The sequence below is a fragment of the Pseudoalteromonas sp. XMcav11-Q genome, assembly GCF_040104525.1.
Taxonomy (GTDB): Bacteria; Pseudomonadota; Gammaproteobacteria; order Enterobacterales; family Alteromonadaceae; genus Pseudoalteromonas.
Genome location: NZ_JBECOX010000013.1, coordinates 146,382 through 169,777, shown reverse-complemented (window position 1 = coordinate 169,777; position 23,396 = coordinate 146,382). Strand labels below are relative to the sequence as shown.

The 23,396-nt window shown below is 43.9% G+C and carries 21 protein-coding genes and 1 tRNA gene; 8 read left to right on the top strand and 14 right to left on the bottom strand.

The annotated features are described in order from the left end of the window. Positions 1–98 precede the first annotated feature (98 nt). The 10 genes from rpoB to deoC form a co-directional block, all read right to left on the bottom strand. Positions 99–4,124, bottom strand: coding sequence for a DNA-directed RNA polymerase subunit beta (gene rpoB / locus ABMY45_RS19225; RefSeq protein ID WP_102055954.1), 4,026 nt, complete (start codon positions 4,122–4,124; stop codon positions 99–101). Positions 4,125–4,474: 350 nt separating this feature from the next. After that, the gene (gene rplL / locus ABMY45_RS19220) at positions 4,475–4,837 is read right to left on the bottom strand and encodes a 50S ribosomal protein L7/L12 (RefSeq protein ID WP_070982798.1); all 363 of its coding nucleotides are present in this window, start codon (positions 4,835–4,837) and stop codon (positions 4,475–4,477) included. Positions 4,838–4,908: 71 nt separating this feature from the next. Next, on the bottom strand, positions 4,909–5,403 hold the full coding sequence (gene rplJ, locus ABMY45_RS19215; RefSeq protein ID WP_010376227.1) for a 50S ribosomal protein L10: 495 nt from the start codon (positions 5,401–5,403) through the stop codon (positions 4,909–4,911). 337 nt (positions 5,404–5,740) lie between these two features. Beyond that, the gene (rplA, locus tag ABMY45_RS19210) at positions 5,741–6,445 is read right to left on the bottom strand and encodes a 50S ribosomal protein L1 (protein ID WP_010376228.1); all 705 of its coding nucleotides are present in this window, start codon (positions 6,443–6,445) and stop codon (positions 5,741–5,743) included. 6 nt (positions 6,446–6,451) lie between these two features. Then, complete coding sequence (rplK, locus tag ABMY45_RS19205) at positions 6,452–6,880, bottom strand: 50S ribosomal protein L11 (RefSeq protein ID WP_010376229.1); 429 nt, start codon at positions 6,878–6,880, stop codon at positions 6,452–6,454. A gap of 167 nt (positions 6,881–7,047) precedes the next feature. Next, positions 7,048–7,605, bottom strand: coding sequence for a transcription termination/antitermination protein NusG (nusG, locus tag ABMY45_RS19200; RefSeq protein ID WP_010376230.1), 558 nt, complete (start codon positions 7,603–7,605; stop codon positions 7,048–7,050). Between the two features lie 4 nt (positions 7,606–7,609). Next, complete coding sequence (secE, locus tag ABMY45_RS19195; protein WP_010376231.1) at positions 7,610–7,987, bottom strand: preprotein translocase subunit SecE; 378 nt, start codon at positions 7,985–7,987, stop codon at positions 7,610–7,612. A gap of 133 nt (positions 7,988–8,120) precedes the next feature. Beyond that, a tRNA-Trp gene (locus tag ABMY45_RS19190) sits at positions 8,121–8,197 on the bottom strand. 96 nt (positions 8,198–8,293) lie between these two features. After that, positions 8,294–8,794 carry a hypothetical protein gene (locus ABMY45_RS19185; protein ID WP_174170875.1) on the bottom strand — a complete coding sequence of 167 codons (501 nt, stop codon included), beginning with the start codon at positions 8,792–8,794 and terminating at the stop codon, positions 8,294–8,296. Then, the gene (gene deoC, locus ABMY45_RS19180; RefSeq protein WP_206471692.1) at positions 8,778–9,527 is read right to left on the bottom strand and encodes a deoxyribose-phosphate aldolase; all 750 of its coding nucleotides are present in this window, start codon (positions 9,525–9,527) and stop codon (positions 8,778–8,780) included. The genes ABMY45_RS19185 and deoC overlap by 17 nt, the downstream gene beginning before the upstream one ends. A gap of 349 nt (positions 9,528–9,876) precedes the next feature. Between deoC and cysG the strand changes: the two genes are divergently transcribed. The 6 genes from cysG to cysQ are packed head-to-tail and all read left to right on the top strand — an operon-like array spanning position 9,877 to position 16,795. Further along, on the top strand, positions 9,877–11,298 hold the full coding sequence (gene cysG / locus ABMY45_RS19175; RefSeq protein WP_349289353.1) for a siroheme synthase CysG: 1,422 nt from the start codon (positions 9,877–9,879) through the stop codon (positions 11,296–11,298). 42 nt (positions 11,299–11,340) lie between these two features. Then, on the top strand, positions 11,341–12,240 hold the full coding sequence (cysD, locus tag ABMY45_RS19170; protein ID WP_010376235.1) for a sulfate adenylyltransferase subunit CysD: 900 nt from the start codon (positions 11,341–11,343) through the stop codon (positions 12,238–12,240). After that, entirely contained in the window at positions 12,240–13,655 is a 1,416-nt protein-coding gene (cysN, locus tag ABMY45_RS19165) for a sulfate adenylyltransferase subunit CysN (RefSeq protein WP_349289352.1), read from the top strand. The genes cysD and cysN overlap by 1 nt, the downstream gene beginning before the upstream one ends. A gap of 33 nt (positions 13,656–13,688) precedes the next feature. After that, positions 13,689–15,413 carry an SLC13 family permease gene (locus ABMY45_RS19160; RefSeq protein ID WP_026001080.1) on the top strand — a complete coding sequence of 575 codons (1,725 nt, stop codon included), beginning with the start codon at positions 13,689–13,691 and terminating at the stop codon, positions 15,411–15,413. Between the two features lie 11 nt (positions 15,414–15,424). After that, complete coding sequence (cysC, locus tag ABMY45_RS19155) at positions 15,425–16,021, top strand: adenylyl-sulfate kinase (protein ID WP_010607813.1); 597 nt, start codon at positions 15,425–15,427, stop codon at positions 16,019–16,021. Between the two features lie 3 nt (positions 16,022–16,024). Further along, complete coding sequence (gene cysQ, locus ABMY45_RS19150; RefSeq protein ID WP_349289351.1) at positions 16,025–16,795, top strand: 3'(2'),5'-bisphosphate nucleotidase CysQ; 771 nt, start codon at positions 16,025–16,027, stop codon at positions 16,793–16,795. A gap of 48 nt (positions 16,796–16,843) precedes the next feature. Here the strand turns inward: cysQ and ABMY45_RS19145 are convergent, their stop codons facing one another. After that, complete coding sequence (locus tag ABMY45_RS19145; RefSeq protein WP_349289350.1) at positions 16,844–17,674, bottom strand: arylamine N-acetyltransferase; 831 nt, start codon at positions 17,672–17,674, stop codon at positions 16,844–16,846. Positions 17,675–17,807: 133 nt separating this feature from the next. After that, a complete protein-coding gene (locus ABMY45_RS19140) occupies positions 17,808–20,465 on the bottom strand; it encodes an EAL domain-containing protein (RefSeq protein WP_227387581.1) in 2,658 nt (885 codons plus the stop codon). A 156-nt stretch (positions 20,466–20,621) separates the two neighbouring features. Between ABMY45_RS19140 and ABMY45_RS19135 the strand changes: the two genes are divergently transcribed. Further along, the gene (locus ABMY45_RS19135) at positions 20,622–21,602 is read left to right on the top strand and encodes an extracellular solute-binding protein (RefSeq protein ID WP_227387582.1); all 981 of its coding nucleotides are present in this window, start codon (positions 20,622–20,624) and stop codon (positions 21,600–21,602) included. Here the strand turns inward: ABMY45_RS19135 and ABMY45_RS19130 are convergent. Then, a complete protein-coding gene (locus tag ABMY45_RS19130; protein WP_174170881.1) occupies positions 21,579–22,241 on the bottom strand; it encodes a hypothetical protein in 663 nt (220 codons plus the stop codon). The genes ABMY45_RS19135 and ABMY45_RS19130 overlap by 24 nt on opposite strands. 84 nt (positions 22,242–22,325) lie before the next feature. Then, positions 22,326–22,595, bottom strand: a complete 270-nt coding sequence (locus ABMY45_RS19125; protein WP_010607806.1) for a hypothetical protein — start codon at positions 22,593–22,595, stop codon at positions 22,326–22,328. Between the two features lie 198 nt (positions 22,596–22,793). On the opposite strand from ABMY45_RS19125, the gene ABMY45_RS19120 reads away from it, so the two are divergent. Continuing rightward, positions 22,794–23,162, top strand: a complete 369-nt coding sequence (locus ABMY45_RS19120) for an RNA-binding S4 domain-containing protein (protein WP_349289349.1) — start codon at positions 22,794–22,796, stop codon at positions 23,160–23,162. The last annotated feature ends 234 nt before the right edge of the window (positions 23,163–23,396 follow it).

Here is a 23,396-nt window from a genome sequence, read left to right as displayed (position 1 = left end):
TGTCGGAGGTTAATCTTGAGGGCAAGCCACGCTCACCCCTACATTCTTTTCAGTCCGGTTGCAGTTATGCAACGCCGCAGCGCACTGCGGCGGTCGGATTAAATTTCTTCCAACTCGATGTTGATACCTAGCGAGCGGATTTCTTTCAACAGTACGTTGAACGACTCAGGCATACCCGGTTCCATCTTGTGGTTACCGTCTACGATGTTCTTATACATCTTAGTACGACCGTTAACGTCATCCGACTTCACTGTCAACATTTCTTGTAGCGTGTAGGCAGCACCGTATGCTTCTAGTGCCCATACCTCCATCTCACCGAAACGCTGACCACCGAACTGTGCCTTACCACCCAGCGGCTGCTGAGTAACTAGGCTGTAAGAACCTGTTGAACGCGCGTGCATCTTGTCATCAACAAGGTGGTTCAGTTTCAGCATGTACATGTAGCCTACTGTTACTTGACGCTCAAATGCATCACCAGTACGACCATCATATAACGTTACCTGACCACTTCTTGGATAACCACCAAGCTCTAGCATGTCTTTGATTTCAGCTTCACGTGCACCATCAAATGCTGGTGTTGCGATTGGAAGACCACCTTTAAGGTTATCTGCCAAGCGACGGATTTCATCATCAGAGAAGTTAGCAATATCTACTTTCTGACGGCAGTCACCGATTTCGTAAGCTTTCTTGATGAATTCGCGTAGCTCGTGAATTTCGCGTTGCTCTTTCATCATTTCTTCAAGACGTTCGCCGATACCACGAGCAGCTAGACCCATGTGAGTTTCTAGGATCTGACCGATGTTCATACGAGATGGTACACCCAGCGGGTTAAGTACGATATCTACAGTACGACCTTTATCATCGTAAGGCATGTCTTCAACAGGAACGATAGTTGAGATTACACCCTTGTTACCGTGACGACCCGCCATCTTATCACCAGGTTGGATACGACGTTTAACAGCTAGGTATACTTTAACAATCTTAAGTACGCCAGGCGCTAGGTCATCACCTTGAGTGATCTTACGACGCTTGTTCTCGAAACGCTTATCGTAGTCAGCTTTAAGCTCGTCATACTGTGCAGCTAGTTGCTCAAGCTCTGCTTGGTGCTCTTCATCAGCAAGACTTTGCGTTAGTAGCTTCTCAGTGTTAAAGCCAGCAAGCTGCTCTTCACTCATACCTGATTTAATCAGTAGGTTACGAGCGTGAGTCAGGATACCGCCTTCAAGGATTCTGAACTCTTCGTTGAAGTCTTTCTTCGCTTCGCGAAGCTGCATATCTTCAACTTCTAGTGCACGTTTGTCTTTTTCAACACCGTCACGCGTAAACACTTGTACGTCGATAACCGTACCAGATACAGAGTTTGGTACACGTAGTGAGCTGTCTTTAACGTCAGACGCTTTTTCACCGAAGATAGCGCGTAGTAGCTTTTCTTCAGGTGTTAGCTGCGTTTCACCTTTAGGCGTTACTTTACCTACAAGGATGTCGCCGCCTTTCACTTCAGCACCGATATATACAACGCCTGATTCGTCAAGCTTACCTAGTGCAGATTCACCTACGTTTGGAATATCCGCAGTGATTTCTTCTGGACCAAGCTTAGTATCACGAGCAATACACTGAAGCTCTTGAATGTGGATAGTCGTTAGACGATCTTCTTTTACAACATTCTCTGAAAGTAGGATTGAATCCTCGAAGTTGTAACCATTCCAAGGCATGAACGCTACACGTAGGTTCTGACCAAGTGCTAAGTCACCTAGGTCTGTTGAAGGACCATCAGCAAGCACGTCACCACGTACCACCGGCTCACCAACCATACAAGTTGGTTTCTGGTTGATACAAGTGTTTTGGTTTGAACGTGTGTACTTAGTTAAGTTATAGATGTCGATGCCCGCTTCACCTTGGATGCGCTCATCTTCATTAACGTTAACAACAATACGGCTTGCATCAGCATACTTAACGATACCGCCACGCTTAGCAACGATTGTTACACCAGAGTCTTTCGCTAGTGTACGCTCAATACCAGTACCAACTAGCGGCTTATCAGCACGTAGTGTAGGTACAGCTTGACGTTGCATGTTCGATCCCATCAATGCGCGGTTCGCGTCATCGTGTTCTAGGAATGGGATAAGCGCTGCAGCCACAGAGATTACCTGCTGTGGAGATACGTCCATATACTGGATGCTGTCGCTTGGCATAAAGGTTGATTCACCTTTAAAACGACATGGAATCAATTCTTCAGCAAATTGGTTGTCATCGGTTAGCGTTGTATTCGCCTGTGCGATAACGAACTGACCTTCTTCAATTGCTGATAGGTAATCAACATCGTCAGTAACGATACCGTCTACTACTTTGCGGTATGGAGTCTCTAAGAAACCATAGTCGTTTGTACGCGCGTAAGTAGATAGCGAGTTGATTAGACCGATGTTTGGACCTTCAGGCGTTTCGATAGGACAAACACGACCGTAGTGCGTTACGTGTACGTCACGTACTTCGAAGCCAGCACGCTCACGAGTTAGACCACCCGGACCTAATGCAGAAATACGACGCTTGTGCGTTACTTCTGAAAGCGGGTTGTTCTGGTCCATAAACTGTGAAAGCTGTGAAGAACCAAAGAATTCTTTTACTGCTGCAGAGATTGGCTTAGCGTTGATCAAATCCTGTGGCATAACGTTATCTAGGTCACCAAGACTTAGACGCTCACGTACCGCACGCTCAACACGTACAAGACCTACACGGAATTGGTTTTCAGCCATTTCACCTACAGAACGGATACGACGGTTACCTAAGTGGTCGATGTCATCAACATCGCCTTTACCGTTACGGATGTCGATCAATACCTTCATCACGCTCACGATATCTTCTTTAGATAGCGTACCGTCACCTTCGTCTGAATCATAACCAACACGGCTATTGAACTTCATACGACCAACAGTTGAAAGGTCGTAGCGCTCTTCAGAGAAGAATAGGTTATCAAATAACGCTTCTGCAGCTTCTTTTGTTGGTGGCTCACCAGGGCGCATCATGCGATAGATTTCTACCAATGCTTCTAGGCGATTGTTAGTAGAATCAACACGTAATGTCTCTGACATGTACGCACCGCTGTCTACTTCGTTGATGTAAAGCGTATCGATCTTTGAGTGACCCGCTTTCACCAATTCAGCCATAAGCTCTAGTGATAGTTCAGAGTTCGCTTCTGCAATCACTTCGCCTGTTGATTCGTCGATATAGTTTTTAGCAACAACACGACCGATGATGTACTCATGCGGTACTTCAAGAGTGTCGATGCCTTGCTTTTCGATGCTCTTAATGTGGCGTGCAGTAATACGACGGCCTTTTTCAACCAATACGTCACCGTTTGCATCTTTAATATCAAATGCAGCGGTTTCACCACGTAGGCGTGAAGGCACAAGTTCCATCAACACTTTGCCATCTTTTACTTCGAAACTTGTCGTTTCAAAAAATAGTGCCAAGATTTCGTCTGAAGTGAACTCTAGCGCACGTAAGATGATAGATGCTGGTAGTTTACGGCGACGGTCAATACGAACGTAAAGGTTATCTTTAACGTCGAATTCAAAGTCAAGCCATGAACCACGGTAAGGGATCACACGTGCGTTATATAACACTTTACCAGATGAGTGTGATTTACCACGGTCGTTATCAAAGAATACACCAGGTGAACGGTGTAGCTGAGAAACGATAACACGCTCAGTACCATTGATTACAAAAGTACCGGTGTCTGTCATGAGCGGGATTTCGCCCATGTAAACTTCTTGCTCTTTTATGTCTTTGACTGTGCCAGGTGCATCTTTGTCCATTAGCACAAGACGTAGTTTAACGCGAAGTGGAGCAGAATATGTCACACCGCGAATTTGACATTCTTTAACGTCAAATACTGGCTCGCCAATACGATAACTGACGTATTGAAGTTCAGAATTGCCCGAGTAGCTCTTGATAGGGAATACAGAACGGAAAGCAGCTTCCAATCCAGTATCACCATCGGCATCAGGCGCAATGAACTTATCGAACGATTCCAACTGCATTTGCAGTAGGAAAGGTATGTCCAAAACCTGTGGACGTTTACCAAAATCCTTACGGATACGTTTCTTTTCAGAATAAGAGTAAGCCATGGGGTTCCTCAGCTTGCTGATCTTTGACCCAACCTGTCCAAAATTGAACAGACTTCACTGGCATCTAAGCCATGATAACAACATCTAAATTGTCACACTAACTTGCTTAACTAACGGCTTATATGAGCACAATTCAGGCTATATTCAAATCGTTAATGTTACCAAATTAGTGTTACTTCAAATGCCATTGCGATTTTCAACAAAAACTTCTAAGTTATTGAAAATTACAGTGAAATTCGAAGATTTATGCACGATAGAAATGCATATCTCTATAGCGCAAAAGGGCCGGTGATTAAATAATCACCAGCCCTTGCCTGATTTCTCAGGCAGCGAACCTAGCGGGAGCTAGATTACTTGATCTCAACTTCAGCACCAGCTTCTTCAAGATCTTTCTTAAGCGCTTCAGCTTCTTCCTTAGATACACCTTCTTTGATAGGTGCAGGAGCAGACTCAACTAGCGCTTTAGCTTCTTTAAGGCCTAGACCTGTTGCGCCACGTACCGCTTTGATTGCAGCAACTTTGTTACCGCCAGCAGCAGCTAGGATTACGTCGAACTCAGTCTTTTCTTCAGCAGCTTCAGCAGGACCAGCAGCAACAACAGCAGCAGCTGCAGTTACACCGAACTTCTCTTCCATAGCTTCAACTAGTTCAACAACTTCCATTACTGACATTTCAGCAATAGCGTCAAGGATTTGGTCTTTAGTTACAGACATTTCAAATTTCCTAATTATTTACGAACCCATGCGGTTCAAAAAATTTATTAAAGAAAGGAGCGTTGCTTAGATTAAGCAGCTTGCTCAGCTTTCTGTACACGTACCGCTTCAATTGTTTTACACAATTTGCCAGCAGACGCTTCTTTCATAGCGCTCATTAAGCGTGCAACAGCTTCGTCGTAAGTAGGTAGCTTAGCAAGCATATCTACGTCAACGATTTTGCCTTCGAATGCAGCAGTTTTAAGCTCAAATGCTTCGTTCTTTTTCGCGAAATCTGCAAAGATACGCGCAGCAGCACCAGGGTGCTCTGAAGAGAAAGCGATTAGGCTTGGACCAACTAGTGATTCATTAAGGCATTCGTAATCAGTGCCTTCAACCGCACGTCTAGCTAGGGTGTTACGAACAACTTTCATCCATACACCAGCTTCACGAGCTTCTTTACGAAGAGCAGTGATTGCACCTACTGTTACACCACGAGAATCAGCAACAACTGCTGAAAGAGCACCTTTGGCAGCTTCGTTGACTTCAGCAACAATTGCTTTTTTGTCTTGAAGATTTAAAGCCATGGGTGTTACTCCTGGTTTATAGAAAAACAAACATGTTTTTCAGTTCTACTCTACCCTGCTAAAAACTTTAGCAGAGATGCTTTTTACGGCGAGAGCCAGAAGATTAGGAAAATCTAGCTGGGATTCACACCGTCTACGTAGGACGATTAAGGCCGAAGCCACCTACGGTCTTGGACGGAAGCGCAATTTATCGATTCATTGTAGACCATGATGGAAACAATTTTCGAAATTATGCGCTTCAACCCGAATTCTTTGCTTTGTAAAGAAGTACACTTCTCTACAAAATGGCGCAAAATTATAGTCTAATTTTTACGCCATGTAAACGCTAAACTCTAAATTATACTACTTGAGTATTTAGAGTAGCTTGGTCTAAAGCAACACCAGCACCCATCGTAGTAGAGATGCTTACTTTCTTCACGAAAGTACCTTTTGCAGTAGAAGGCTTAGCCTTCTTAAGCGCGATGATTAGCGCTTCAAGGTTTTCTTGAAGTTGGTTAGCGTCAAAGTCTACTTTACCGATAGTAGTGTGGATGATACCGTTCTTATCGTTACGGTAACGAACCTGACCAGCTTTAGCGTTCTTAACAGCTTCTGCAACGTTAGGCGTTACAGTACCTGTCTTAGGGTTAGGCATAAGACCACGTGGACCTAGGATTTGACCTAGCTGACCAACAACGCGCATTGCATCTGGAGAAGCAACAACAACGTCAAAGTTCATTTCGCCTTTCTTAACTTGCTCTGCAAGGTCTTCCATACCTACTAAATCAGCACCAGCTTCTTTAGCAGCTTCAGCATTTGCACCTTGAGTGAATACCGCTACGCGTACATCACGACCAGTACCGTGAGGTAGTACAGTTGCACCACGTACGTTTTGGTCAGATTTACGAGCATCGATACCTAGGTTTACAGCAACGTCAACACTTTCAACGAACTTAGCAGTAGCAAGTTCTTTTAGAAGAGCAACAGCTTCGTTGATTTCGTACTCTTTAGTCGCATCCACTTTCTCGCGGATAGTACGCATACGCTTAGTTAATTTAGCCATTCTCAATTACTCCTCTACGTTCAAGCCCATTGCACGTGCAGAACCTGCAATCGTGCGTACAGCTGCGTCCATATCAGCAGCAGTAAGATCTGGACGTTTCGTCTCAACGATCTCTTCAAGTTGAGCACGAGTAACTGTACCAACTTTTTCAGTGTTAGGACGACCAGAACCAGACTTGATACCAGCAGCCTTCTTAAGAAGGTATGCCGCAGGTGGAGTCTTCATTTCAAAAGTGAAAGAACGGTCACTGTAAACAGAAATAACAACAGGAACAGGTGCGCCTTTTTCGATAGACTCTGTACGTGCGTTGAACGCTTTACAGAATTCCATGATGTTTACACCGTGTTGACCTAGTGCAGGACCTACTGGAGGACTAGGGTTAGCCATACCAGCAGCAACTTGTAGCTTGATTAGAGCTTCAACTTTCTTAGCCATGATAATACCTCAATTGTGGGTCTTTGCCTCGTGCGCGCGAGGACGCGTACTCAAACGGCTTCCCAGTTAAAAAATTCAGTCTTTTTGCCGCATATTTTTGCGTACAACAAAAAGGCCGCTGATTATAGATTAATCAGCGGCCTTTGACAACTTTTTCAAGTTAGAATTTATTTGTCTTTCTCAACCTGACCAAATTCTAGGTCTACAGGCGTTGAACGACCGAAAATAAGTACCGAAACTTTCAGGCGACTCTTTTCGTAATCCACTTCTTCAACCACACCGTTGAAGTCAGCAAATGGACCATCTGTAACACGAACCACTTCACCCGGCTCAAATAAAGTAGCAGGTTTCGGTGCTTCAGCATTTTCTTGTAGACGGTTAAGAATACGATCCGCTTCTTTTTGACTGATTGGTGCAGGACGGTCTGACGTACCACCAACAAAGCCCATTACACGCGGTGTACTATTCACCAAGTGCCAAGAAGCATCGTCCATTACCATTTGAACTAATACATAGCCAGGGAAGAATTTACGCTCAGATTTACGTTTCTGACCTGCACGCATTTCAACCACTTCTTCAGTCGGCACAAGGATCTCACCGAATAGGTCTTCTAACCCTTCGATTTTAATATGCTCGATAATGGTTTGTGCTACGCGTTTTTCAAAACCCGAAAACGCTTGGATCACGTACCAACGTAATTTCTTTTCTTTGTTCTCATCCGACATGGGATCAGATCTCCAATCCAGTTAAAAAGCCTACTGCACGGAAAAGTATACCATCTAATCCCCATAGGATTAATGCCATAATCACCGTTGCAATGATCACGATGAAAGTAGTGTGAGTCGCTTCCTGACGCGTTGGCCAGATAACTTTACGTACTTCAATACGTGATTCTTTAGCAAAAGCGATAAAGGTACGGCCTTTTTCAGTCGTTACCAAAATGCCCAAAGCCGCAGCAATAGCTGCAACTACGCCAACAGCGCGTACTAAAACAGATAAATCGGCATATAGATAATTACCAACTACAGCACCAGTTAGAAGTGCAATAGCAGCTAGCCACTTTACCGTGTCCATCGAGCTTGACGAGTTTTCAACATTAGTGCTCATAATCAATTTTACCTTAAATACAGACACAACAACCCTGCATAGAACAGGGTAAATCCATTCAATCCAAATTTACAAATAAGCGACTTAAGTGGTTTTGGGTCACGTTATTTTAAATGTGGACTTGTTGCTGAATTGGCAGGGGCGGCAGGACTCGAACCCGCAACCATCGGTTTTGGAGACCGCTGTTCTACCAATTGGAACTACGCCCCTGCAAAGTGGATGCCCATTATACTGACGAAGCAAACGAAAACAAGTGTAAAAGATATGCAAAGTAACATTTAATCTAAACTTGGTTTTACGACGTCTTCAGAAAAGACGCAATAAATCTCCGTGATAAAAATCACAAAGCACCCAAACTTGCTCAAATGGATGACAATCAGGGATCTCCCAAGTGGCTTTTAAGCGCTTAAAATCGTCAAGATGATAGATGGGGCTAGCATTTCGAATTAACAACCAAACACGTTGTGAATCATAGTATTTTTTGGCTTTTTGATTGAGCAGCCGCTGTAAGCCGATACTCAGTTGTTCGGAGTCAGCAGCTTGACTCATTGCTGCCAGCTCTCTTTGCGTGGAGAGAGACAACTGACGCCCAAGCACAGCCATCGCTTCTTTCTCACTTGCATAAAAATGGGCTATTTCTATATCAAGCTGTATTTTTCCTTGATAACAACTGACGTCCGGCTTATTGGGCTCATTGTGCCAAATATGGCGCATATGCACTGCAAACTGCTTTTCATAACTGCGTAAAAACAGTTTAGCAGCGTCATGCTCAAGTTTTATTTTTTCTGCTTCACTCGCTCTGTCCATTCACAACCACTGCTACATCACTCAATAAGCTTGAAGCACCGAATCTAAAATTCTTGGCATTGAGCCACTCGGCCCCCATAATTTCTTCAGCCAATCGTAAATATCGCTGTGCTTCAACTACTGACTTTACTCCACCGGCCGCTTTAAATCCAACCGATTTACCGCTGCTTTTGATTGTCTTAAGGATAACTTCAGCCGCTTCAGGTGTAGCATTGACAGCAACCTTTCCTGTACTTGTTTTAACAAAGTCCGCGCCCGCCATAATGGCAAGCTGCGCGGCTTCCGCAATGAGCTTTGGTTTAGCCAATACGCCACTTTCGATGATGACCTTGAGCTTTGCTTTACCTTGACAAGCAAGCTTGCTTGAATGCACATATTGCCAAGGTGTATCTGGGTCACCCGCCATCAGCTGCTGATAAGGAAGCACAAGATCAATTTCGTCGGCACCATCTGCGATTGCTGAATGAGTTTGTGCAACGACCTGCTGGAGCTTTTGTTCTCCAGATGGGAAGTTGGTCACCGTTGCCACTTTTATCTGCAGCCACTCACGCTTTTCCAACTCTTCTTTTACTAACATCACAAACTGCGGATACACACAAATCGCCGCTGGTAGTCCGATATCAGGGTTAATGCTATTCAATAATGCGAGAATACTTGCCGGCGTATCGTCCTCTTTCAAAGAGGTTAAATCCATTAAACTCAGCGACAACCGAGCATCAGATTGTAAAGTCATTACCGTGTTCCTTTTCATTCTATGTAATAAGCCTAGTTAAATGCATACAACAGGACCAACAATAGGACAAATGTCCGCATACAATTAGCTGTCGGACGCGGTTTTTACTATTGTTCATTAAATGAATATCTCATAACCAAACACTATAATCGTCAAATCACAGCAAAAACTTAAGTTAACCTAATGAAACAAAAAGAAAATTACATTTAATCACTTTTTTTATAACTTTTAGTTATATGGAGTCGGTTTAAATTATTTTTTCCCACATTTGCAACTCTATATGCTGCGCTCTATTACTGATATCAATCAATATTGATATCAACCGTCGTGATGTTTAGCAGAGGTTATCGTGCAATACTTGCCAATTTTTACCAAACTAGAAAATAAACCTGTATTGATTGTAGGTGGTGGTGAGGTTGCGCTGAGGAAGTGTCGCGCCTTTTTGAAAGCCAATGCAGCAGTCACTTTGGTTTCACCTGAGTTTTGCACTGAGCTTTTATCACTAGCAGCGGATGCAAGCGTTGCACTTCGACATAAGCCATTTGATGCATCAGACCTAGATAATGCCATGTTAGTCGTTGCGGCAACGGATATTGAAGCCGTAAATGCAGAGGTGGCAGAGCTTGCTGAAGCGCGAAACCTTTTCGTTAACGTAGTCGACGACCAACCAAAGTGTAATTTTATTTTTCCGTCAATCGTGGATAGAAACCCTATAACGATTGCCATATCCAGTGCTGGAACTGCGCCCGTCCTTGCAAGACGATTACGAGAGAAGTTAGAAACCCTTATTCCACAGCATATAGGTCCGCTGGCAACGCTTGTCGGTCAATTCAGACATAAAGTGAAAGCGCGCTTTAAACACTTTGCTGACCGCCGTCAGTTTTGGGAATCTGTCTTTGATTCAAATGTGGTAAGTGAAGTACAAGCTGGTAACAATGAAAATGCACAAATTCAACTTGAAGCCATGCTAGAAAGCACTCCCTCCCCAGAAGGCGAGGTTTATGTCGTCGGTGCGGGTCCTGGCGACCCTGAGCTACTGACGCTTAAGGCATTACAACTAATGCAACAAGCCGATGTGGTAGTGTATGATTATCTGGTATCTGACGAAATCATGGATCTTGTACGTCGTGACGCTGATTTAATCTGCGTGGGCAAAAAAGCCGGTAATCATAGTGTTAAACAAGAACACACCAACGAGATTTTGGTTGATTTAGCCAAACAAGGTAAAAAGGTTTGTAGGATAAAAGGCGGCGACCCATTTATTTACGGTCGCGGTGGCGAAGAAGTGCAGGTGTTGGCAGAAAATAACGTTAAATATCAAATTGTTCCGGGCATTACTGCTGCAGCAGGATGTAGCGCATACGCTGGTATTCCATTAACTCATAGAGATCATGCTCAAGCTATTCAATTTGTGACTGGGCATTGCAAGCAAGATGGACAAGAACTCGACTGGGAAGGCTTAGCTAAGGCGAATCAAACGCTTGCCGTATACATGGGAGTGATTAAATCGCCGCATATTCAGGCGCAATTACTCGCTCATGGTCGCTCGCCGAATACACCTGTAGCAATTGTTGAGAATGGCACGCGTAAATCTCAGCGTGTAGTAAAAACACAATTAGATCAACTTGCACAGACTATTACTGCGCATGATATTCAGTCGCCAGCACTATTGATTATTGGTGAAGTAGCAGCATTACATGAGCAATTAGCTTGGTTTAATAAGAACAATCAAATCAGTAGCTTTGCTCAACCCATTACGCAAGTCGCGTAATAACCGTAACAGATAGTTAAATTTATAAGTAGGACATTAATCATGGCTTTAACCCATCTCCAGCAACTCGAAGCTGAGAGCATAAAGATCATCCGAGAGGTTGCCGCAGAGTTTGAAAACCCAGTAATGCTGTACTCGATTGGTAAAGACTCGTCGGTACTGCTTCATCTTGCTCGTAAGGCTTTCTACCCTGCGAAGATCCCTTTTCCTCTACTCCACGTTGATACCAATTGGAAATTTAGAGAAATGATCGAGTTTCGCGATAGATTAGCAAAAGAGTATGGATTTGAACTGCTTGTGCACAAAAACCCAGAAGGGCTAGAGATGAATATAAGTCCATTTGTTCATGGTTCATCTAAGCATACCGATATCATGAAAACACAAGGCCTTAAGCAAGCGCTAGATCAATATGGCTTTGATGCGGCTTTTGGTGGTGCGCGCCGTGATGAAGAAAAATCTCGCGCAAAAGAAAGAGTTTACTCATTTAGAGATAAACACCATCGCTGGGATCCTAAAAACCAACGTCCGGAGTTATGGAATACGTATAACGGCCAAGTGAACCCTGGCGAAAGCATTCGAGTTTTCCCATTATCAAACTGGACAGAGCTCGATATTTGGCAATATATCTACCAAGAAGGTATTGAGATAGTGCCACTTTACCTATCTAAGCCAAGACCGGTTGTCGAGCGTAACGGAACGTTAATTATGGTCGATGATGACCGTATGCCACTTGCAGAAGGTGAAGTGCCTGAAATGAAATCAGTACGCTTCAGAACACTTGGCTGTTACCCACTAACGGGGGCAGTTGAATCAGAGGCCGATACGCTCACTGGAATTATCGAAGAAATGTTGTTATCTACGTCATCAGAACGTGAAGGACGAGTGATTGATCATGATTCATCAGGATCAATGGAGAAGAAAAAGCGCGAGGGGTATTTCTAATGTCAACAGCAAATGAAGTGAAAGAATTAGGCATTGAAACCTACTTAGCGCGTCAGCAAGACAAGAGCTTGTTGCGCATGATGACCTGCGGCAGCGTAGATGACGGTAAATCAACGCTGATCGGCCGTTTGCTACACGATAGCCATCAAATCTATGAAGACCAATTAGCTGCGCTACACAAAGACAATGAAAAAGTCGGCAATGCGGGTGAAGATCTAGATTTAGCGTTACTTGTTGATGGCTTACAAGCAGAGCGTGAGCAAGGTATTACCATTGATGTGGCTTACCGCTATTTCTCAACTGCGAAGCGTAAATTTATTATTGCCGATACGCCAGGACACGAGCAGTACACCCGTAATATGGTTACGGGTGCTTCGACCAGTGATTTGGCCATTATTCTTGTCGATGCCCGTTATGGTGTCCAAGTTCAGACTAAACGCCATAGCTTTATTTGTGATTCACTGGGTATCAAACAGTTCGTTGTCGCGATAAACAAGATGGATATTGTTGATTTTGATGAGGCCGTATTTGAGCGCATAAAGGCCGACTATTTGAAATTTGCTGAACAACTGAACGTACGAGATATTCGCTTTGTGCCAATGTCAGCACTTAAAGGCGACAATGTTGTAAATCGCTCAGAAAAAACGCCTTATTATCAAGACAAACCATTGCTGGAACTGCTGGAAGACTCTCCTGCCGCAGAGCCTAATCATGGTTTTGAAGCGCGCTTCCCGGTGCAATATGTTGTGCGTCCTAATCTAGACTTTCGTGGTTTCCAAGGCACATTAACCTCTGGTAGCTTAAGCGTTGGCCAAGCGGTTAAAGTATTGCCATCAGGTAAGACTTCAACCATTAAAGAACTCGTGACTTTTGATGGCAATCTAACTCAAGTGGAAACCGGACAAGCATTCACTATCACCCTAGCAGATGAAGTCGATGTGAGTCGTGGCGACGTGATAGTGCCTGTAGAGTCGACTGCTCAGGTGACGAATCAGATCACTGCTAAGCTGGTATGGATGCACGAAACACCACTACAATTGGGTAAAAGTTATAACCTTAAATTGGGTAGCAAGAAAACCGCGGCAATCGTGAAAAATATCGAGCACACTATCGATGTGAATACACTTGAGCACGGCCAAGCCGATTCATTGTCATTAAATGAAATTGCTATCGTAACCATCGAGCTGACAGAAAATGTCGTTGCGGATGAGTATTTAAATAATCGTGAAACCGGCTCGTTTATCTTAATTGATCGCCTATCTAACCTAACCATAGGTGCAGGTATGGTGGAAACGGTTCAAGCCGCAACAGCAACGTCCTCAAGTCAGTTTAGTGGATTTGAGATTGAGTTTAATGCATTAGTTCGCAAGCACTTCCCTCATTGGCAAGCGCTTGATATTTCGAAGCTAAAATAATGCAATTTAGCCTGTTAGACGAGGTATGACGTCATTATGGAACAAGTCATTTTAACAGGCATTATGCTAGCGTTAGTCGTGTGTCTTTTTGCCACACGCATTAACGCTGCATGGCTATTCACAGGCGCAATCGCCACTAGTTATTTGACTGGCCTCATCGATCTTGAATCGATGTTGGTGAATTATGCGAACCCGTCTTTAATCACGCTTGTGCTACTTATCCTAGTTTCTATTGCGATTGAAAAAACAACCTTAGTCAAAAAACTCGCCCACTCAATGGCACAAGGTAGTCTCGCAAAAGCGGTGATTAAACTGGGTTTATCCACCGCCTTTTTGTCTTCTTTTACCAATAACACTGCGGTGGTTGCTTCGCTGATCACCACCGTTAAAGAGAGCAAAACACACGCGCCTTCTAAGCTGCTATTACCGCTTTCTTATACCGCTATTTTAGGTGGTACGTTAACGCTAATAGGTACTTCTACCAACCTTATTGTTAATGGCTTTGCCGTAGAAGCAGGGATGGCACCGCTGGGCTTTTTTGACTTTACCTTAGTTGGTCTTGCCGTCCTGAGTGTTGGTTTATTGACCATCACGATTATGCTCAAATATTTGCCCGACAACGGCAAAAATAATGATGAGGTCGTGCCGTTTTATTTAGAAGGGAAAGTTGAGCCAAGCTCCAAGCTAGTTGGCCGCACGGTTGAAGAAAACGGCCTGCGCGACCTCAAAGACTTATTTCTTGCTGAAATCATTCGTGGTGAACGACGGATCTGCGCCGTTACGCCACAACAAGAAATTCTTGCTGGTGATGTTCTGCTATTTGTGGGCGACATCAACTCAGTGCCACTGTTACAGCGTTTCGATGGATTAAAGATAGTCCATGATAAACACGAGAAAGACGTTGAGCACTTGGTGGAAGTGGTCGTCAGTCAGTCTTCACGCTTTCTTGGAAAAACCATTAAAGAGATCCGCTTTAGAGAGCAGTTTCATGCTGCTATTATTGCGATACGTCGTGGTCATGATCGCCTACAAGGTGGAATCGGTCAGGTCGAATTACAAGCGGGTGACTCTTTAATACTAGCACCAAGCAGCGATTTTTATGCACTCCCCAATCTCAAACGCGAATTTGTGTATATCTCGGGCCTAGATTTACAAACACATCTATCTCGCAATAAGTCCAACACCGTACTTGCGAGTTTTGCGACAGTGGTTGGCCTTAGTATCTTTGGGGTTGTGCCGCTGGTAAAAGGGTTGATTGTGTTACTCGCCGCACTTGTGGTGCTCGGCACAATTAAAGTCCCAGAGATGAAACGCCGCTTTCCTATTGAGCTTGTCGCTATTGTTGGCAGTGCGATAGGACTGGCTAAGTTAATGATTGAAACCGGACTGGCAGCAGAGATTTCCTCGAGCTTATTGTGGTTGTTAGGGGATTTTGGTCCTTACGGCGCATTTATCGCCATTTTTGTGATGACTGTGATATTTACCGAGCTCATCACTAACAATGCCGCGGCAGCACTTTCATTCCCAGTAGCCTATGCGCTGGCAAGTGGTTTTGGTGTAAACCCACTGCCATTTGTAATGGCGGTAGCCTTTGGCGCATCCGCGAGCTTTATCTCACCTTTTGGCTATCAAACTAACCTCATGGTGTATAGCGCAGGCAACTATCGAATTCGTGATTACGTCACCATGGGACTGCCCTTGTCGTTGATTTATTCAGCGACGGTACTGACTGTTATTCCATTTGTCTTTCCATTTTAATAGAGCAAAGTATGGACGAAAATATTGTTTGGCATAACTATGCCGTAGATAAAACAAAACGTAGCGAGTTAAAAGGTCATAAGCCTTGCGTGCTGTGGTTTACAGGCTTTTCTGGCTCAGGTAAAAGCACCGTGGCCAATGCACTTGAGCATGCACTGCAAGCTAAAGGCATACATACCTACCTCCTTGATGGGGATAATGTCAGACATGGACTGTGTAAAGACTTAGGGTTCAGTGATGAAGACCGCGTCGAAAACATTCGTCGAGTGGGTGAACTCAGCAAACTCATGGTCGATGCGGGACTAATGGTACTCACCGCTTTTATCTCACCTTTTCAAGCTGAACGAGACATGGTGCGTAACTTAGTCGCAAGCGGCGAGTTTATTGAAGTATATCTAGATACGCCGCTTGCAGTTTGCGAGCAACGAGACCCTAAAGGTTTGTATAAAAAAGCGCGTGCTGGAGAAATAAAACATTTTACTGGCATAGATTCGGCGTATGAGCCCCCAATTAGTCCAGAAATATGTTTAAATACTTCCGAGCAGTCGCTGGAAGAATCTGTCCAGCAGCTAATACACTATCTACTGTCAAAAAATTTAATAGGGTAAGTCATGAATCATACGGATCTGCTGGAAGAAGTATTAAATCTGAGTATTCGCGCTGGTGAAGCGATTATGGAGATTTATGCCAAGGACTTTAATGTTGAATATAAAGAAGATGAAAGTCCCGTCACTGAGGCAGATCTCGCTGCACATCAAATTATTGTTGCAGGCCTAAAAACCCTCACTCCCGAAATGCCGATATTAAGCGAAGAAAGCGCGAGAATAGATTGGCAAGAACGCCAACAATGGCAAGAATATTGGCTGGTTGACCCCATTGATGGCACCAAGGAATTCATCAAGAAAAATGGCGAATTTACGGTAAATATTGCACTTATCAATAACGGTGAACCCATTCTTGGTGTTGTTCATGCTCCAGCACTTAATGAAAGCTACCTTGCAGAAAAAAGTATTGGCGCGTTCAAGCAAACGGGTGAAGCTCGCATAGAGCTCAAAGTCACCTCCAAGCCCAATCAAGGTTTAATCAAAGTAGTTGGCTCGCGCTCACATCCTTCACCAGATTTAGCTGAGTACCTTACCCGCTTCGAGCAAGTCGACATGGTGCCTAAAGGCAGTTCACTTAAGTTATGCTTAGTGGCAGAAAGTAAAGCCGATGTTTACCCTCGTCTTGGCCCAACTTCAGAGTGGGATACCGGGGCCGGACACGCGGTGGCGAGTATCGCAGGGGCAAAGGTCAGCCAAGTGAATGGCGAGCCTCTGCGCTATAATCAAAAAGCCGAGTATCTTAACCCCTATTTTGTGGTTTCTAGGTTGGAAGACTAAGCTAGAAGGTGATGATACCGTAAACTAATTCACATAAAACCAGTCGAATTAACGTTCGACTGGTTTATTTGCGGCGCGAGTTAGGACTTTATCGTATACGCTTTTTAAAACTGCTCTTGGCGTTTCAAGCAAAAATGTCTCTTTTACCAACTGCTCCAGCTGAGCAAAGCTCTCAACTGCAGTTTCAGTAACACTGCCATCACATTCATGCCATTCAAAATAACTCTGATTACGCAGTAAATAACGATGGCAATCTGTAATTCGAGAAACCACTAAGTTATTCACAAACGCCGCTTCAGGATGTTGATGGGAATAAAAGTGTGCCACTTCACAATCGGATTCGAACACTTCAGCAAGGTCGACATGATATAAAGTGAGCGGTGCTTCTCCTTCCTCTAACAAAGTAACTTTAACTGTGTCTGCTGTTTTTTGTACCTGATAAGTCTGCCGACCTTGGATAGTTAAGGCCTGATTGATGTTAATCGGTACACGAGGAGACTTCACTCCAAACCCCACATCAACCAAATACTGCTCGCCGTCCAAATTTAACAATGTCATCCGATGAGAACGAGGATTGGAGAGGCTACCATTTAGCATTACTCTCGCAAGAATCGGCCTTACCGTAAACCCAAGCTGTTGCAACGCTAAAAATGCCACCTTGTTATGCTCAAAGCAGTAGCCTCCTTGTTTGTTGATCACTAAGCGGTTAAATAGTGGTAATGGGTCAAGCAACATACGCTCACCATACATGGCATTAATACTTGAGAAGGCGTAACGAGAGAAGTGTTTTTGTTGTAACTCGGTGACCAGCTCAATCCCAGCAAAGTGCTGTAACGATAAGCTGCTAAGATATTGATTGATATTCGCTTCTAATTCCATGACTGACTCCAAAAGTTGATGAAGGCAGGTTAAAACCTCAACCCATGTTAAGGTCAATAGGTATTTTTACTTTTTCAACCATTGTTTCTATTACCTCATAAGATGTCACTTTGTTATCCAAACCTCAGGTTAACTAGGCAAATAACTGATGCACTTTTTTGCTCGGCAAAGCGAGGCGTTTAGCTTCTGCCACAACCAGCGGCTTCGACATAAAATAGCCTTGCGTTTGATGACAATAAAGCCTTGATAACGTATCAAGCTGCGCTGCCGTTTCAATGCCCTCGGCTGTCACGACAAGGTTAAAGCTGTGCGCAATCGCACAAATTGCTTCAATGAGTTGCGTCGCCTTACCGCCCAGCTCAATGCCGGACATAAAAGCCCTATCTATTTTAATGCCATCCACAGGAAGATGATTGAGCCGGGCAAGGCTGCTATAACCTGTGCCAAAGTCATCAATATAGATGCCAAATCCCGCCTGATGAAGTTGCTCCAGCGGCCCTATAAGCATGTTTTCCTCTGCCATCATGGCGGATTCTGTCAATTCAAGCTTAATTTGTTTCATCGCAACATTTTCATCCTCACAGCGAGACACTAACCAATCGATAAATTCCTGCGACTGGAGTTGCAACGGAGAAACATTAACCGCGACAAAAAGGGTGCTGTCTCCTATGGCATTGATAAACTTAATCGCCTGATCAAATACCCAGCGACCAAGCTCTGAAATCTTCGCGCATTGTTCTGCGATGGGAATAAATTCCGCAGGACTTACTTCTCCGAGCGTTGGGCTATTCCAGCGTAGTAGCGCTTCGAACCCTTTTAAATTCTGCCCTTTTTGACAATAAACGGGTTGCAAATTCAGGTTTAGTTCGCGAGACATAACTATTGCCTGTAACGCTTGCTCAATCTGGATCTTTCGACCTGCTTCGCAAGCGATAGCATTAGTGAATATATGATAAGTGTTCTTGCCTCGCTTCTTTGCCTCATACATTGCAATATCGGCATCATGCAGTAGCTTCTCAGCATCGCAATGTAGACACGGAACGGTAAAGTGACGTACGCCAACGCTACCACTTACACAGTGGCTGTTACCATGGTACAGAAATGGCGCTCGGATCCGTGCAAGAATATCTTCAAGCACCCCCTCAATTGGTTCATGTAGATGCTCATCGTAAATAAGGACGGCGAATTCATCACCGCCAAGCCGAGCAATATCGGCATAGCTACTAAGCAGCATACGCATTCTTGTTGCAAACTCGATAAGCAGCCTATCGCCGGCTTGATGGCCTAAGGTATCGTTTATTAGCTTAAAGCGGTCTAAGTCAATATATAGCAAAGTAAACTTGGCGCATTTACGCTCACGGAGCTTATCAACCAAAGACACAAAGCTCTGACGATTTAGCAGATCGGTCAAGCTGTCATGTTGCGCTTTATATCGCAATTGTTCTTGGAACAGTTTAGCCTGAGTAATATCCGTCACTCTCCCCTCATACTGGCAACTATCCGGTTGATGCAGCCAATGCCCTGAATGTCTAAGCCAGATATGCTCTCCCGATTCCGCTTTTGCTAACCACTCCATTTCTTGGTGAGCTTGCTTCGTGGCAACAATCTGGTTCCACTGCTCATGACACTCAGAGTCTCGCATAAGCGCACTAAAGTCTGTATTTGGCGAAGGAATACGCCCACCAAAAAGTAACGCATTGAAAGCGGGGTTGGAGTCAATAATGTAGCCCAGGCGGTCTAGTACAAATAAACCTTCATGGCTATTAACGAATAAACTTTTATACTTACGCTCTGCAGCGACCTGTTGCTGCAAAGCCCCTAAGCGCTTATTAGATTCGACTTGTAACCTGTGGTTAGACACCTCTAAGCTTTTAGTTCTTTCAACAACTAAATTATTGACGGTGTCATTGCGGTTTTTCAGTTGTCTTAGCTGGAGCCACACCAATAAAATACAGGCGGCCAGAATACCTAAAAAGAGTACAATCAGTACGCTATGGTTATTTAACCAACTTGGATGTAAACACGCCTCATCATACAACTGCATGGTAATGGGCAAACCATAAAAATTAATGGTGTGTACCGCACTTGGCGTTAAATTCTGAAGGTCGAAACGTGTCTGCCAATCGGAGCTATAAATAATTTCTTTTTTTGAAGAGACCAATAAGTGTTGCTTACGCTGCTGATATAATTGGCCAAATAGTGAATCCAATAAAAAAGGTAACTCAAAACTTAATCCCAGTAGCGTTTTAAACTCTCCAAAACGCGGTTGCTCTATCAATACACTGAGTTTTTGCCTATTTGGCTGGACATAGGTCGTTAAGTCATTCTCATCCCGCTCTGCAAAAATATCTCTCTCAAGTACCTCCGCCTGCCCGACTGTCTGGCCAACTTCAGACACAGGTGCGGCACGGGTAACCACCAGCCATTGGTTAGCCTGATCATCTACATTGCCTCTAACTTTAAAGTCAAAATACCCTCTTTCTCGCTGCACTTTCTCTAATATGGAGAATTGTTCAGGTGAAACCACTGCGTATGTTTCCATACTCAACCCTAAATTCGCCGTGGTAAGCTGTGATTGCGCTATCTCATAAAAGTCAGCATCTTGATGGGTATTGAGGTAGGCGTCTATCGAATACAGTAGGTGGGCAACGTGTTGCAACTTACTATCCAGTAAGTACTCTAACCGCGTCAACTCCTGCGCGCTTTTGCTTTCTGATTGGTTTTGGTAGTAAACATTCGCTATCAAGCCAACATATATCAAACAGGCGAACAACAATATGAACCCCAACACAGGAAGCCTTCGCTTAAAAACCTGCTGAGCACTATGGAGAATGGCATTTGTAAAAACGCGTCGTTTAAATCTGGACATCTTCATCGAACATTGTATGCTACACCTATTCGATAATAATTCTTATTTGCAATGAATAAAAGTAAACTTTTTCTTTTTTTGCTCTTTTGGGTACATTTTGGTCAAGCGGTTGCGAAGCAACCCCACACCTCGCAAGTAAACGTCTATTCATTTAGAAAATATGAATTAATTCAACCTGTCCTCCAGGCATTTGAAAAAGAGACTGGGATCACCGTAAACCTCGTAAATGGTAAATCAGCACAACTGCTTGAGCGTCTCAAAAGCGATGGCGCGGACTCAAAGGCCGATGTGTTGCTCACCTCTGATCTAATTCAGCTGCATGATTACAAAGCACTACTGCGTCCTATCGACAAGATCACAAATTGGCAAGCAGTAAATCCTGAACTCAAGGATGATGATAAGCGTTGGCTCAGTGTTTCGATAAGGACACGCGCATTATTCCGTAAAAAAGGTGTTTCTACACCCTTGCCCGAGCACTTTTCGGATTTAGATAAATCGCTTTACCAGGGTAAGTTTTGCATTCGCCAGTGGTCTCATAGTTATAACTTGACGTTAGCATCGAGCCTCTACGCTTCTTCAAATAGCAATGACTCCTCATGGCTCAACCACGCTAATACGCTATTAGCAAAGCGTCCTGCTGGAGGAGATAGAGATCAACTGCGAGCGCTTGCACAAGGCCAATGTGAATTTGCGCTGGCGAATCACTATTACTGGAGCATGATGCAGCACTCCGAGAATAAGCGCGATAAGGCACTTGCCGAACAGCTAGAGATCCACTTTCTGAAAATGCACTCGGGAAAAACGCCTATTTCTACCACCACGGTTGCGATAGCAAAGCATTCACCCAATGCACACAATGCCGAGCTATTTATTGATTTCTTGCTGAAACCGAGTACTCAATCCATGTATGCTAATTTGCTTCATGAATATCCTGTGATTCAGAGCTCGCAAACGGCTCCTACTCCATTTGTCCCCGCCACGAAACAGGTGAAACTCGGCCTGCAGCAAGTGTCACGAGCCCAACGAGTTATTAACTCACTCAGCAAAGATCACTTGTAAGTCACAGTTAAATACAGGCACAGGCCCATCGAAAAGCTGCTGGCGGGTAAATGTTTTTGCAGGCTTGGGTCCCTGTAATGTCTGCACTGTATGTTCACGCTCGGCATACACTTGCTGGTAGGGGTGCTGCTCGGATTTCTCATGCCACGTGAGCGTAAGAGAATTACTTTTATAGATCCAACGCCCCCGATACTCAGTGCCAACCTGCTGCCAATGACCATTGGGTTTCAGCTGCAATTGGATAGAATCATCTTTACATTGGTGGGCAAACAATAGATCTGGCAATGCTTGAGCAGCTCTGTTTTGCACCAGATACAACCCCGCGTTATTCGGTGTATAACGGTGCCCTTCCATATTAAATTCTGAAATTGTCAGCGTATCAAAACCAATCTCTTTCACTACATATTCAATATCCCTAAGCCAATTGTCGCCTGAAGTCATCGGTGGAATATTTAATTGTGCACTCTCATATTGTAGCGGTACGGGAAGCTCGGTAAAACGATAATGAATATCTCGCTTTTCTAATGCTTGAACTAAGTTAGCTCTAGTACCTTCATCGAGGCCGGATTCAAAGATATGTAAAGTTTGGGTGCTACAGCCACCCAATAATAAAGTAGCAATTGCGAAGATACGTTGCATTGTCATCCTTGGTGTTACGCCTCGGTTTGAAATGCACCTTCCTAGGGAAGTATGCTTCAACCTCAGTCTTATTAATGCTTCAAATTAACACCTAGACAACCAATTTTCAACAGAAGATTTAGGGTAAAGAATATCTTTAAACAATCGATGCTGTTGATGACGTAAGTGCAGTTCCTGACTTGGCAGCCCTGCTTGCACCTGACTATGATGCTCATTAAATCGGGAGATGACAGAAAGCTTATCCTTGGCTTGTGTGAGAGACTCATTGACATAGTGACGTACATCATCCGCGGTCATTAGATCTGTCTTATCTACATTCATAAGCTCTTTTCTTAATGCTGTGCGAATACCCATCGTTGCCTCCATAAAATACTGATAAAAACAAATCGCGTGGACGGCGTGCAAGATACACACCAAATGCTTCAGTAATGTTAAAGACCCCGGATTTAACGAAAAAGTTTCGTCATTCACCGCAGTAATTTTATATACTGTCGTACAAGGCAATAAGACACTGGCTGTGTTAGGTAAATACGGCATGTTGAGGTTATGAAAATGCAAGATGGGTTTATTGGAATTGAGCTCGAAGAAGAGCCGATAGAATTGTGTAACCTTTTGAAAGTGCTCGACTTAGCAGAAACTGGTGGACATGCTAAGTTATTGATCACTGAAGGTTATGTAGCAGTCAACGATGAAATATGTACGCAAAAACGTAAAAAGATTTATTCAGGCGATATTCTGCATTTTAATGGTGATGAATTTCATTTAACCTTAGCACCTGATGCAACGCCGCAACCGCGTGCAGTTGCCACTCCACGCGCCGAAACGGCACCAACGCCGAGTAAGAAAAAACGACAAAAGTCAGGAAAATCTTACACACAAGTGGACAAAAATACAGGCCGAAAACCCATTTCCTTTGGCTAGCAATCTCACACGCTGACGTATTTAATTACAAAAATGCTCACCTTTTTAGTGCACCGATGCTTCGCGAAAGTGCACTTCCCCCTTGAAAAAGTGTCCAATCAACACTAGGACTATAGCAGTACAAAAAAACGGCAAGTCTGCAACTGGTACATTCTATGCACCTTGTTATGCATTTTTAGAACAAAACCAATTCATTTAATTGGATGCTCTACTTCCCTCTTATATAGAGCAAAT

Coding starts and splice junctions, on each gene's coding strand:
- rpoB (WP_102055954.1), bottom strand. CDS start 4,124: ATGGCTTACTCTTATTCTGAAAAGAAACGTATCCGTAAGGATTTTGGT.
- rplL (WP_070982798.1), bottom strand. CDS start 4,837: ATGTCTGTAACTAAAGACCAAATCCTTGACGCTATTGCTGAAATGTCA.
- rplJ (WP_010376227.1), bottom strand. CDS start 5,403: ATGGCTTTAAATCTTCAAGACAAAAAAGCAATTGTTGCTGAAGTCAAC.
- rplA (WP_010376228.1), bottom strand. CDS start 6,445: ATGGCTAAATTAACTAAGCGTATGCGTACTATCCGCGAGAAAGTGGAT.
- rplK (WP_010376229.1), bottom strand. CDS start 6,880: ATGGCTAAGAAAGTTGAAGCTCTAATCAAGCTACAAGTTGCTGCTGGT.
- nusG (WP_010376230.1), bottom strand. CDS start 7,605: ATGTCGGATGAGAACAAAGAAAAGAAATTACGTTGGTACGTGATCCAA.
- secE (WP_010376231.1), bottom strand. CDS start 7,987: ATGAGCACTAATGTTGAAAACTCGTCAAGCTCGATGGACACGGTAAAG.
- ABMY45_RS19185 (WP_174170875.1), bottom strand. CDS start 8,794: ATGGACAGAGCGAGTGAAGCAGAAAAAATAAAACTTGAGCATGACGCT.
- deoC (WP_206471692.1), bottom strand. CDS start 9,527: ATGACTTTACAATCTGATGCTCGGTTGTCGCTGAGTTTAATGGATTTA.
- cysD (WP_010376235.1), top strand. CDS start 11,341: ATGGCTTTAACCCATCTCCAGCAACTCGAAGCTGAGAGCATAAAGATC.
- cysN (WP_349289352.1), top strand. CDS start 12,240: ATGTCAACAGCAAATGAAGTGAAAGAATTAGGCATTGAAACCTACTTA.
- cysC (WP_010607813.1), top strand. CDS start 15,425: ATGGACGAAAATATTGTTTGGCATAACTATGCCGTAGATAAAACAAAA.
- cysQ (WP_349289351.1), top strand. CDS start 16,025: ATGAATCATACGGATCTGCTGGAAGAAGTATTAAATCTGAGTATTCGC.
- ABMY45_RS19145 (WP_349289350.1), bottom strand. CDS start 17,674: ATGGAATTAGAAGCGAATATCAATCAATATCTTAGCAGCTTATCGTTA.
- ABMY45_RS19130 (WP_174170881.1), bottom strand. CDS start 22,241: ATGCAACGTATCTTCGCAATTGCTACTTTATTATTGGGTGGCTGTAGC.
- ABMY45_RS19125 (WP_010607806.1), bottom strand. CDS start 22,595: ATGGGTATTCGCACAGCATTAAGAAAAGAGCTTATGAATGTAGATAAG.
- ABMY45_RS19120 (WP_349289349.1), top strand. CDS start 22,794: ATGCAAGATGGGTTTATTGGAATTGAGCTCGAAGAAGAGCCGATAGAA.